This window comes from Pseudomonas sp. A-RE-19 (assembly GCF_019956555.1).
GTDB lineage: Bacteria > Pseudomonadota > Gammaproteobacteria > Pseudomonadales > Pseudomonadaceae > Aquipseudomonas.
Window position 1 is genome coordinate 65566 of the sequence record NZ_JAHBDQ010000026.1, and the last position, 11990, is coordinate 77555.

The window sequence follows — 11990 nt, forward strand, 5'->3', positions numbered from 1 at the left end:
CTTTTGTGCATTGAACTGAAGGCGTAATCTGCCGAGCCTACCAGATGAAACAAACAGTTACGCTGGCCCAAAAGGAGCCCCCATGTACTGGACAGAGTTCTTGACCGTTGCCCTGATTCACCTGCTGGCCGTCGCCAGCCCCGGACCGGATTTCGCCGTGGTGGTGCGTGAGAGCGTGACCCACGGTCGCCGTGCCGGGACCTGGACGGCACTGGGCGTCGGTTCGGCGATTTTCCTGCACGTCGGTTATTCGCTGCTGGGTATCGGGCTGATCGTGTCTCAATCGATCGTGCTGTTCAACGCCCTGAAATGGGCGGCCGCCGCGTACCTGCTGTACATAGGCTTCAAGGCCTTGCGCGCGCAACCGGCCAAACCGGTGGCTGACGATCTGCACCAGGAAGCCGGCGAACGTACCGCACGGGGCGCTTTCACTTCGGGTTTCGTGACCAATGGCTTGAACCCGAAAGCCACGCTGTTTTTTCTGTCGCTGTTCACCGTGGTGATCAACCCGCACACGCCACTGGCGGTACAGGCCGGCTATGGGGTTTATCTGGCGGCGGCGACAGCGGTCTGGTTCTGCCTGGTGGCGATGCTGTTCAGCCAACAGCGCGTACGCGCCGGTTTCGCCCGCATGGGCCACTGGTTCGACCGGACCATGGGCGCGGTACTGATCGCCATCGGCGTGAAGCTCGCGTTCACCGAGATGCATTGATCGCGCTGAGCCCCTACGGGGGATTGAGCTCGCTCAATTTGTTCAACGCGTTCAGGTATTCCCGAGGGTTTTCTCCGAGTAAACGGCGAAACATCGCGCTGAACGCCCGAGCACTGCCGTAACCCAGATCACACGCCACGCTCTGCACGCTTTCCCCGGCGAGCAGGCGCGGCAGGGCTTCCATCAGGCGCAGTTGTTGACGCCAGGCATTGAAATTCATCTTCAGTTGTTGCTGGAACAGCCGCGCCAAGGTTCGAGAACTGGCGCCGACCTGCTGTGCCCAGTCTTCCAGGGTATTGGAATGGTCTGGTGTGCGCAGTAGCGCCAGGCAGATGCCCAACAGGCGTCGGTCCTCGGGCATCGGAATGTGTAGCGGAAGGTTTTCCAGGCTGGCGATCTCTTCGAGCATCAGCCTCTGAATCAATGAGTTTTCCGCGTGTTGCGGACCTTTCACCGCGCGCAGGATCAGCTCGCGCAGCAATGGCGTGACGGCCAGCACGCAGCACTGTTGCAGAGTTGGCGGCGACAGTTCGGCGGCAATGAACAGCGAACGCATACGCACCTCGCCCGACATGAAAATCTCATGCGCCACCAAGGGCGGAATCCACACGGCTCGGGTCGGTGGAATGACCCAGGCCCCTTGCGCCGTGACCACTCGCATAGTGCCGCAAACGGCGTACAGCAACTGCGCTTCTCGGTGTTGATGCAATTCCTGGTGAGCACCGTCCATATAATCTCGCGGGTAGGCGCTGACCGGTCCGTGCAGGAAATGGCTGATTAACATGTCAGATCCAATGACTTTATTGTCAGAAATACGCTTTTTCGCCAACTTAGCATAAGCCGCTCTCTATAACGTAAAGCGTGCCGCGATGAACCAGTCCAGAAACGTCCTCCGCTACATCAACGCAGCCCATGTGATCGATCATATGTTCATGTTGATTTTTCCCGCCGCCATTCTCGGCATGACCCAGGCCTTCGCGCTGGACTACGCCGCGCTGATCGGCCTGTCCCTCGGCGGTTTCATTGCCTTTGGCGCCTGTTCGTTGCCGGCCGGTTGGCTGGGGGATCACTGGAGCCGACGGAAAATGATGCTGGTGTTTTTTTTCGGTATTGGCGCCTCGGCGATCTTTACCGGCGTGAGCAATAGCGCACCGATGCTGGTACTCGGCCTGACGCTGATCGGGGTTTTCGCCGCGATCTATCACCCGGTGGGCACCGCGATGCTGGTGGCTTACGCGCAGCATCGCGGCCGGGAAATCGGTATCAACGGTATGTGGGGCAACCTCGGCGTGGCTTTTTCGGCGCTGATCACCGGGTTGCTGGTGGCGCAGTTCGGCTGGCGTTCGGCATTCATTTTGCCCGGCGTGGTGGCGATTGTGCTGGGCATCGGTTTCGCGTTTCAGGTGCGCGAAGAACCGATCCCGAAGCGTCCGCACATGCCGCTCAAAGGTGCGGCTGGCCAGCGGATTTCCATGTTCATGGTGTTCGGCGTACTGGCCTTGGCCACCGCGACTGGCGGTGTGGTGTTCAACGCCACGACCATGACCTATCCGAAACTGTTTCAGGAGCGCCTGCACGATTTGTTTGCTTCACCGCAAACTCTTGGCGTCGTGGTCAGCCTGGCGTATGCCTTCGGCGCCGTGGCGCAGTTGAGCATCGGCCGGGTCTTGCATCGTTTCAGTCTGAAATGGCCGTTCATCGTGTTGACGCTGTGCCAGGCGCCGCTGTTGTTCGGGTTGGCCTATGTCGACGGATGGGCTGTGATAGCGCTGGGCGCAGCGTTCATGTTCGTGGTGTTTGGCCAGGTCACGGTGAATGATGCGATGGTCGCCAACTTTGTCGCGCCGCAATGGCAATCCCGAGTCTTTGCGCTGCGTTACTGTTTATCGTTCGGTGCCAGTGCTACCGCGATTCCGCTGATTTCGTTCGTCGAACCGCGCCAAGGTTTTGTAGGCCTTTACCTGATATTGGCAAGTTTTGCGGCGTTGACCTTCGTGGCTGCAGTGGTTTTCCCCCGGACACCATCCGAGGCTGCTGTAGAAAAAACGGCGTAACGGCTAACGAATTCCTGCAAATGCCGGCGCAAAGCTAGCATTTGAACGGCTGTGCAAATCATCCCTTTGGCTGATTTGACTGGCGTTCAAGGGCTCTAGAGTGCTTAGCTTGCAAAGCCAAGACTGTGCAGTCAGAAAAGGGACTCTTATGTTGCAGACTCGCGTTATTCCTCCAGCCGAGGGCGCTTACCGGTATCCGCTGTTGATTAAACGGCTGCTGATGTCCGGCGCCCGTTATGAAAAAACCCGCGAAATTATCTACCGCGATCAATTGCGCTACAGCTATCCGACCCTGATCGAACGGGTCGCGCGGTTGGCCAATGTGCTGACGGCCGCCGGCGTGAAGGCCGGGGATACCGTGGCGGTGATGGACTGGGACAGCCATCGCTACCTGGAATGCATGTTTGCCATCCCGATGATCGGTGCGGTGATCCACACCATCAACGTGCGCCTGTCGCCGGAACAGATTCTCTACACCATGAACCACGCCGAGGACCGCTTCGTGCTGGTCAACAGCGAGTTCGTCGGGCTGTACAAGGCGATTGCCGGCCACCTGACCACGGTGGAGAAAACCCTGCTACTCACCGACTTGCCGGAAAAAACCGCCGACCTGCCGAACCTCATCGGCGAGTACGAGCAATTGCTGGCGGCCGCGAGCACGCAGTACGACTTCGAGGATTTCGACGAAAACTCGGTCGCCACCACGTTCTACACCACCGGCACCACCGGTAACCCCAAGGGCGTGTATTTCACCCACCGGCAACTGGTGCTGCACACCATGGGCGTGTCGACCATCATGGGCGCCATCGACAGCGTGCGCCTGCTGGGCACCAACGACGTGTACATGCCGATCACCCCGATGTTCCATGTGCACGCCTGGGGCTTGCCGTATGTGGCGACCATGCTCGGCCTCAAGCAGGTCTATCCCGGCCGTTACGATCCTGAGTATCTGGTGGAGTTGTGGCGCAAGGAGAAGGTGACTTTCTCCCACTGCGTGCCAACCATCCTGCAAATGGTCCTCAATGCCAAGGCGGCACAAAACACCGATTTCGGCGGCTGGAAAATCGTCATTGGCGGCAGTGCGCTCAACCGTGCGCTGTACGAAGCGGCCAAGGCCAAGGGCATTCAGTTGACCGCCGCTTATGGCATGTCGGAAACCGGGCCATTGGTCTCGTGCGCGCACCTCAACGATGAGTTGATGGCCGGCACGGAAGACGAACGCATCACCTATCGGATCAAGGCCGGTGTGCCGGGGCCGTTGGTCGAGGCGGCGATCGTCGACACCGACGGCAACTTCCTGCCTGCCGATGGCGAGACCCAGGGCGAACTGGTGCTGCGTGCGCCGTGGCTCACCGAGGGTTATTTCAGCGAGCCGCAGAAGGGCGCCGAGCTCTGGGCCGGGGGCTGGCTGCACACTGGTGATGTGGCAACGCTGGACAGCATGGGCGTGATCGACATTCGCGACCGGATCAAGGACGTGATCAAGACCGGTGGCGAGTGGATCTCCTCCCTGGACCTGGAAGACCTGATCAGCCGCCACCCTGCGGTACGCGAAGTAGCAGTGGTGGGCATCGCCGATCCGCAATGGGGCGAGCGGCCGTTTGCGCTGCTGATAGTCAGGGAAGGGCATGAGGTCGGGGCCAGGGAACTCAAGGAGCATCTCAAGCCGTTCGTTGAACAGGGGCACCTGAGCAAGTGGGCCATTCCGAGCCAGATTGCCATTGTTACTGAAATTCCCAAGACCAGCGTCGGCAAGCTCGACAAGAAGCGTATCCGCGTCGACATCACCGAATGGCAGGCCAATAACAGCACCTTCCTCTCGACGCTTTGAGCGTCCGCTGGCGCGCCGAAAACGGCGCGCCAGACCTACCAAGCAAGCGCTTGGCTTGTTAAATCCGAATTTTCAGCCATCCTTGCCGGGCCGACATGTGTCGGACTGGCGAAAGGACTGTTCCAGAGTGGCCGGCAGCTGCAAATCACACTTTAGAGGGATCAAGCACTACTACCTGCTGGCTATAGTCCGCTCAAGGATTTTTAAGAACGGAGTTCACGCACAAAATGGGGCGCTGCAACTTTGGAGTGACTTCGGACCACTTGGCTTCCGGTCACCCACAACGTTTTTAAAAGTACTCAGCCATAACAATAATGCACATGGAGTAGCGTCGATGACATCAGTAAACCAGTTCTGGCGCCGGGCGAAACTGCCCCTGGCAGTCAGTCTCGCCTCTTCGCTCGCCGGGCCTGCATTCGGCGTCAGTTTCAACGTCGGTGAGATCGAAGGTCAATTCGACTCATCCCTGTCGATCGGTGCCAGTTGGTCTACTCAGAGTCCCAACAAGAACCTCATCGGTGTCAATAACGGGGGGCATGGCCTGTCCCAGACGTCCGATGACGGTCACGCCAACTTCAAGAGCGGCGAGACCTTTTCGAAGATCTTCAAAGGCATCCATGACCTTGAATTGAAATACGGCGACACCGGTGTCTTCGTCCGGGGCAAATACTGGTACGACTTCGAACTCAAGGATGAAAGCCGCGAGTTCAAGGACATCAGCGACAACAATCGCAAGGAAGGCGCCAAGTCCTCCGGTGGCCAGATCCTCGATGCGTTCGTCTACCACAACTACGCCATTGCCGATCAGCCGGGCTCGGTTCGTCTGGGCAAGCAGGTCGTGAGCTGGGGTGAAAGTACTTTCATCGGTGGCGGCATCAACTCGATCAACCCGATCGACGTGTCCGCGTTCCGTCGTCCTGGCGCCGAGGTCAAGGAAGGTCTGATCCCGGTCAACATGTTCTACGTGTCCCAGAGTCTGACCGACACTCTGTCGGCCGAAGCGTTCTATCAGCTCGAATGGGACCAGACGGTTGTTGATAACTGCGGCACCTTTTTCTCCCAGCCAGACATCATTGCTGACGGTTGCGACAACAACCTGCGCGTGCTGAACAAGCGCTCGACCATTCCGGCCGCGGCCCTGCCAACATTGACCAGGCTGGGCGTCGACGTAAACGATGAAGGTGTACTGGTGCGTCGTGGTGCTGACCGCGATGCGCGGGACAGCGGCCAGTGGGGCGCGTCCTTGAAGTACATGTTCGATCCGCTCGATACCGAGTTCGGCGCGTACTTCATGAACTACCACAGTCGTGCGCCGATCTTCAGCGCCACCGGTGCTCCAGCGGCGGCCTACGCCCGGGCAGCGGCATTGCCAGGGGCGCTTCGGGCTTTGGCACCCTTGGTGGTCGCGGGTAACTCGAACTACTTCGTCGAGTATCCGGAAGACATCCGCCTCTACGGCTTGAGCTTCTCCACGACCCTGCCTACCGGCACTGCGTGGAGCGGCGAGATCAGCTACCGTCCGAACGCGCCGGTGCAGCTCAACTCCACCGACATCCTGTTTGCCGGCGTACGCCCATTGGGTGGCGCCCTGACCAATGCTTCGCTGCTCGAGGGTGTGCCGGGTCAGGACTTGCACGGGTATCGCCGCAAGGAAGTCACCCAGTTCCAGACCACCCTGACGCACTTCTTCGATCAGGTCATGGGCGCCAGCCGTCTGACCCTGGTGGGCGAAGTGGGCGTGACCCACGTCGGCGGCCTGGAAAGCAGCTCCGACGTCCGTTACGGCCGTGACCCGGTCTACGGGCCTGGTGAACTGCCCTCTACCGGTGGCCTCAACACCTGTTCGGCGATTCTCAACACCAGCACCATCAACGGTGCCGGTGCAGGTGCTGCCACCAACAACCGCAGCCGCAATTGCAACGACGACGGCTTCACTACGGCGACTTCGTGGGGTTATCGCGCTCGCGCCATCTGGGATTACAACGACGTATTCGCCGGTGTGAACCTCAAACCGAACGTGGCCTGGTCCCACGACGTGAGTGGTTACTCGCCTGGCCCTGGCGGCAACTTCGAGGAAGGTCGTAAAGCGGTGAGCCTGGGTCTGGATGCCGAATACCAGAACACCTACACCGCGAGCCTGGCGTACACCAACTTCTTCGACGGCAAGTACACCACCGTGGATGATCGCGACTTCGTTGCGCTCAGCTTCGGCGTGAACTTCTAAGCACTATTTTCAGGACGAACACATTTATGAAAATAACAAAGAGTCTGTTCCACGTTGGCGTTCTGGGGCTGTCGCTGCTGGCGACCGGTGTCATGGCGGCGGTCCCGGCCGCCGAAGCGGACAAGCTGGGCAAGAGCCTGACCCCGATGGGCGCCGAGATGGCAGGCAACGCCGACGGCTCGATCCCGGCCTGGAAACCCATGCCGAAAAACGCCGGTAGCGTGGACAGCAAGGGTTTTCTGTCTGATCCGTTCGCGAGTGAAAAACCGCTGTTCACCATCACCGCGAAGAACGTCGACCAGTACAAGGACAAGCTCGCACCGGGCCAGTACGCGATGTTCAAGCGCTACCCGGAAACCTTCAAGATGCCGGTCTACCCGTCCCATCGCGGCGCCACCGTGCCGGATGACGTGTTCGCCTCCATCAAGAAGAACGCCACCAACACTAACCTGGTGTCCGGCGGCAACGGTCTGGAAAACTTCGAAACCGCGATCCCGTTCCCGATTCCGAAAAGCGGCGTTGAAGTCATCTGGAACCACATCACCCGGTATCGCGGTGGCAGCGTGACCCGTCTGATAACCCAGGCCACGCCGCAGCCGAACGGCTCGTTCAGCCTGGTGTACTTCGAGGACCAGTTCGTGTTCCGCGACAAGATGAAGGATTACGACCCGAAAAATCCGGGCAACATCCTGTTCTACTTCAAGCAGAAAGTGACCGCGCCGGCGCGTCTGGCCGGTGGCGTGCTACTGGTTCACGAAACCCTCGACCAGGTTAAAGAGCCGCGTTCGGCGTGGGTCTACAACGCCGGGCAGCGCCGTGTGCGTCGTGCGCCGCAAGTGTCCTATGACGGACCGGGTACCGCGGCCGATGGCCTGCGTACCTCCGACAACCTGGACATGTACAACGGTGCGCCGGATCGCTATGACTGGAAGCTCGAAGGCAAGAAAGAGATGTATATCGCCTCCGACAGCTACAAGCTCGATTCGCCACAACTGAAGTACGCCGACATCATCAAGGCCGGTCACATCAACCAGGACCTGGCTCGCTATGAACTGCGTCGGGTCTGGCATGTGGTCGCGACCCTGAAGGAAGGTCAGCGCCACATCTACGCCAAACGTGACTTCTACATCGACGAAGACACCTGGCAGGCAGCAGTGGTCGACCACTACGACGGTCGCGGGCAACTGTGGCGTGTCGCCGAGGCTCACTCCGAGAACTACTACGACAAGCAAGTGCCGTGGTACGCCCTCGAAACCTTGTACGACCTGCAGTCGGGACGCTACCTGGCACTGGGCATGAAGAACGAAGAGAAGTCGGCGTATAACTTCGGCTTCACTGCCAGCACCGCAGACTTCACGCCGGCAGCTTTGCGTCAGGAAGGCGTTCGCTAATACGTTGTAAACCGAGGCGCATCCTCGAAAAAAACGCCCCGACTGGTTCGGGGCATTTTTTTGCCTTCAAAAGATCGCTGCCTGCGGCAGATCCTACAGGTTATGCGTACGCCGCGATGTCGCGGGTGCACTCGGTCGGTGCAGGAGCGGCGGCGATCTTTTTGCCGACATGCAGGCGTTATGAGCCGGACATCTCTGGTTGTAGTCTTTTTGTAGCCATTTGTAGCAATAACCTTCAATAGCTCTTCGTTTACCGCTAGGCTGCGGACATCTGTAACGCCGCCATCAGTATTTCAAACAAGAGCCGGCCATGACTGATCTGTCCCCGCTTATGGGCCCTGCAAACGTTGCCGTCGGAGCATTGGACGGGCGTTTTTTCCGGCCTCCGCTGCCCGACGGCCATGTGCTGCGGCCGCGTCTGTGCGAGCGCCTGAGTGCAGGCCTGGGGGGCAGGTTGTTGCTGGTCAGCGCGCCGGCGGGGTTCGGCAAAAGTTCATTGGCGGTTGAGTTTTGCCAGGGTTTACCGGAGCACTGGCAAAGCCTGTGGCTGGGGTTAAGTCCACGGGACAGCGATCCCGGCCGCTTTCTTGAACGGCTGCTCGAAGGTCTTCAGGAGTATTTCCCGCAGCTGGGCAGCCAGGCGCTGGGGCTGCTGAAAATGCGCCAGCGTCATCAGCCGTTCGCTTTCGAAGAATGGCTGGACGGTTTGCTCGATGAGCTGGCGGTGCACCTTTCACCCGCTAAGCCGTTGCTGCTGGTGCTCGATGACTACCATCTGGCCCAAGGCCCGGTGCTTGATCGTTGCCTGCAATTTTTTCTCAATCATTTACCCGATGGCCTGCTGGTCATGGTCACTAGCCGGCAGCGTCCGGACTGGCATCTGGCACGCCTGCGGCTGTCGCGACAACTGCTCGAGTTGCATGAGCAAGACCTTCGACTGACCCACGATGAAGCCCTGACGCTGCTTGATCGACACAGCATTTCATTGCGTGGCGAGGCGCTGGAGAATCTGATCCAGCGCAGTGAGGGCTGGGTGGCCGGGCTGCGCTTCTGGCTGCTGGCGGCCTCCGAAGCGGGCAGCGAGGGCGTATTGCCCCAGTCGTTGTACGGTGGGGAAGGGCTGATTCGTGATTACCTGCTCGAAGAGGTGATCGATTGCCTGCCCGCCGAGGTGCAGTCATTCCTGTACGACACCGCGCCACAAGAGCGCTTTTGCAGCGAACTGTGCGACGCCGTGCGCGAAGCCCATGACAGCGCCGAGATCCTGCGCTTCCTGCTGGCGCATCAGGTATTTCTGGTGCCACTGGACGAACACGGTCACTGGTATCGCTATCACCACCTGTTTTCCGACCTGCTGCGCAGCCGGCCCAGTGTCCAGGCGATGGTGCCGACGGCCAGCCTGCATCTGCGTGCCTGCCGCTGGTTCAACGCCCAGGGATTACTCGATGATGCGGTAGAGCAAGCGTTGCGCGCCGGGCACCTGGATGTTGCAGCGAACCTGGTACAAAACCTCTCTGAAGAGCAGCTGCTGGCAGAGCAGAACGTCGGCATGCTGCTGCGCTGGAAAATGGACTTGCCCGACAGCCTGCTGATCAGCACGCCACGGCTGATCGTGCTCTACAGCTGGGCGTTGGGGTTGGCCTGTCAGCTGGACGCCGCCGAGGAACTGGCCAGCCACTTGAGCCGCTTCCTGCCGGCCCCGTCGGCCACCGCGCAAAAATCCATGCTGGCGCAATGGCTGGCCCTGAGCGGGATCATTGCCCGGGGCCGGGGCAATCGCGAGCTGACGTTGCTCTATTGCACCGAAGCGCTGGAAAGCCTGCCTGTCAAACGGTACGGGCAGCGTCTGATGTGCCTCTCCACGTTGTCCAATCTGGCCATTGCCGACAGCGACCTCTGGCGTGCACGGGGGTTGAACCGTGAGTCCCTTGAGCTGGCACAACGGGTCGGCAATCCGCTGTTCGAGGCGCTGGCCCATTACGACCGCGCCCGCGTGCTGCAAGCGCGCGGGGAGATTCTTCGTTCGCTGGACGAAGTCCGCCATGGGTTGCAGCGCCTGCAAGGCCTATCCCCGCAACGGCTTTATGCGGTGCGCGCACGGCTGACCTTATACGAGGGGTTTTTGCTGGCGCTGCGCTTGCAACCCCAGGCCGCGCGGGCACGTTTGCTCGCGGGTTTGAGCGAAGCCCGGGCCTGTCGTGACATCAGCGTGTTGATCGGCCACTGCGTGATTGCCCGTCTGGAGGGTGGCAGCGGCGAATTCGCGAAAGCCTTCGCCGAACTCGCCGAGGCCGAGCGCCTGATGCACATCTGGGACGTCCCGCCGATTTACTACCTGGCGATGATCACCCTGGTCAAATGCGAACTCTGGCTGGCCCAGGGCCGCACCGACCTGGCCGAAGCCTGGCTCGCGCGATTGGGCCAGACCTACAACGGCGAACACCCGGCGGCCCCCCCGGAATTCCATCCGCAACTGCCGCTGCACATTGAACTGCAACAGGCGGTGCTGGACATGCTGAAAGGCCAGTCCATGCTTGCCGAAGGACGCTTGAACGCGTTGCATGAACACGGTCAGCACAGCGGCCGGCAGATGCTCAGCGTGATGGCGCTAAGCCAGAAAGTCATGCTGTTGCTGGCGGACGGGCGCGAACCCGAGGCCCGCAAGGCCCTGGCCCAGGCTTTGGAAGCGGCTGCCGGTGGTGTCCTGCAACCGTTCGACTCATTGCTGACGGAACACCCGGACTGGCTGCGTGGACAACTTCAACTCTGTGCGCCAACGACCCTTTCGCAGAGTCTTTCGGAAAAAATTCCGGCCGTGGCTTCCCGTCCGGTGGTGGAGTCGTCTGCTGCTGCGGAACAACTCAGTACACGCGAACTGGCGGTTCTGCGGCTCATCGCCCAAGGGTGTTCGAATCAGGAAATCAGTGAGCAGTTATTTATTTCGCTGCACACGGTGAAGACACATGCCAGTCATATCAACAGTAAGCTTGGGGTTGAGCGGCGTACGCAGGCGGTGGCAAGGGCGCAGGAGTTGGGGGTGTTGGTCTAGCATCGCAAGAGCTGTCCCCCATACAAACGAAAACGCCCCGAACAAGTCGGGGCGTTTTCGTTTGTACGTTCCGGCCTGCCTGACAGGCCGGAGTTTATTTTCGTGATAAGCCGTCAGGCCACCAGATCATTGGCACTGAAGGTATTGACACCCACCAGCTGGATTTCGAAGTCCGAGCCCAGGTCGCCATTGACGTTGCCATAGAGCACATGGTCGACGAAGCGCAGCTGTCCTGCGCCGGTGAAGTCATTCGCGCCGATAAAGCTGAAGCCGTTGAAGCCCGCGCTTACCAGATTGGCATCGAAGTTGGTCAGATCGATCTTATCTCCCTGCAGATTGCTGAAGTCGGTGATGACATCGCGATTGGCGCCTGTGCCCATTTCGTTCAGTGCACTGAAAACGAACCTGTCGGCACCTGCGCCGCCGGTGAGGATGTCTGCACCGATGCCGCCGTCCAGAATGTTGTTGGCGTTATTGCCCGTCAGGCTGTTGTTCAGGTCGTTGCCCAGCGCGGTAAAGGCGCCGCTTCCGAGCAGCAGGACGTTCTCGACGTTGTGCAGGTTGCTCAGGTTCAGGTCGACGGTGTTGGTCTGTGCCGTGGCGTTGTAGACGACGTACAGGGTGTCGGTGCCTTCACTGACGTTTTCCTGGACCAGGGCCAGCTCGCCGGCCTGATCAAGGAAATAATCATCGTTGCCCTTGCCACCGATCAGGGTGTCCACACCGGCG

At 59.9% G+C, this 11990-nt stretch carries 7 protein-coding genes and 1 pseudogene; 6 read left to right on the plus strand and 2 right to left on the minus strand.

Annotated elements, in window-relative coordinates; all coding sequences use genetic code 11:
• Positions 1-82: 82 nt before the first annotated feature.
• Positions 83-712 (plus strand): LysE family translocator, encoded by a 630-nt coding sequence (locus tag KGB14_RS17915; RefSeq protein ID WP_223488072.1) that lies wholly within the window; start codon positions 83-85, stop codon positions 710-712.
• Positions 713-725: 13 nt separating this feature from the next.
• Here the strand turns inward: KGB14_RS17915 and KGB14_RS17920 are convergent, their stop codons facing one another.
• A complete protein-coding gene (locus tag KGB14_RS17920) occupies positions 726-1496 on the minus strand; it encodes an AraC family transcriptional regulator (protein WP_223488073.1) in 771 nt (256 codons plus the stop codon).
• An 85-nt stretch (positions 1497-1581) separates the two neighbouring features.
• On the opposite strand from KGB14_RS17920, the gene KGB14_RS17925 reads away from it, so the two are divergent.
• From KGB14_RS17925 to KGB14_RS17945, 5 genes are all read left to right on the plus strand, one after another.
• A complete protein-coding gene (locus tag KGB14_RS17925; RefSeq protein WP_223488074.1) occupies positions 1582-2766 on the plus strand; it encodes an MFS transporter in 1185 nt (394 codons plus the stop codon).
• Between the two features lie 148 nt (positions 2767-2914).
• Positions 2915-4597 carry a fatty acid--CoA ligase gene (locus KGB14_RS17930; protein WP_223488075.1) on the plus strand — a complete coding sequence of 561 codons (1683 nt, stop codon included), beginning with the start codon at positions 2915-2917 and terminating at the stop codon, positions 4595-4597.
• 334 nt (positions 4598-4931) lie between these two features.
• A complete protein-coding gene (locus KGB14_RS17935; RefSeq protein WP_223488076.1) occupies positions 4932-6821 on the plus strand; it encodes a DUF1302 domain-containing protein in 1890 nt (629 codons plus the stop codon).
• A gap of 26 nt (positions 6822-6847) precedes the next feature.
• Positions 6848-8212 (plus strand): DUF1329 domain-containing protein, encoded by a 1365-nt coding sequence (locus KGB14_RS17940; protein ID WP_223488077.1) that lies wholly within the window; start codon positions 6848-6850, stop codon positions 8210-8212.
• Between the two features lie 310 nt (positions 8213-8522).
• Complete coding sequence (locus tag KGB14_RS17945) at positions 8523-11261, plus strand: LuxR C-terminal-related transcriptional regulator (protein WP_223488078.1); 2739 nt, start codon at positions 8523-8525, stop codon at positions 11259-11261.
• 113 nt (positions 11262-11374) lie between these two features.
• On the opposite strand, the pseudogene KGB14_RS17950 reads toward KGB14_RS17945, so the two are convergent.
• Positions 11375-11990: pseudogene (locus KGB14_RS17950) on the minus strand (metalloprotease); the annotation flags it as partial.

Excerpts from the sequence above, each read along its gene's own strand:
- KGB14_RS17925 (WP_223488074.1), top strand. The coding sequence starts at position 1,582 with ATGAACCAGTCCAGAAACGTCCTCCGCTACATCAACGCAGCCCATGTG.
- KGB14_RS17935 (WP_223488076.1), top strand. The coding sequence starts at position 4,932 with ATGACATCAGTAAACCAGTTCTGGCGCCGGGCGAAACTGCCCCTGGCA.
- KGB14_RS17915 (WP_223488072.1), top strand. The coding sequence starts at position 83 with ATGTACTGGACAGAGTTCTTGACCGTTGCCCTGATTCACCTGCTGGCC.
- KGB14_RS17940 (WP_223488077.1), top strand. The coding sequence starts at position 6,848 with ATGAAAATAACAAAGAGTCTGTTCCACGTTGGCGTTCTGGGGCTGTCG.
- KGB14_RS17945 (WP_223488078.1), top strand. The coding sequence starts at position 8,523 with ATGACTGATCTGTCCCCGCTTATGGGCCCTGCAAACGTTGCCGTCGGA.
- KGB14_RS17930 (WP_223488075.1), top strand. The coding sequence starts at position 2,915 with ATGTTGCAGACTCGCGTTATTCCTCCAGCCGAGGGCGCTTACCGGTAT.
- KGB14_RS17920 (WP_223488073.1), bottom strand. The coding sequence starts at position 1,496 with ATGTTAATCAGCCATTTCCTGCACGGACCGGTCAGCGCCTACCCGCGA.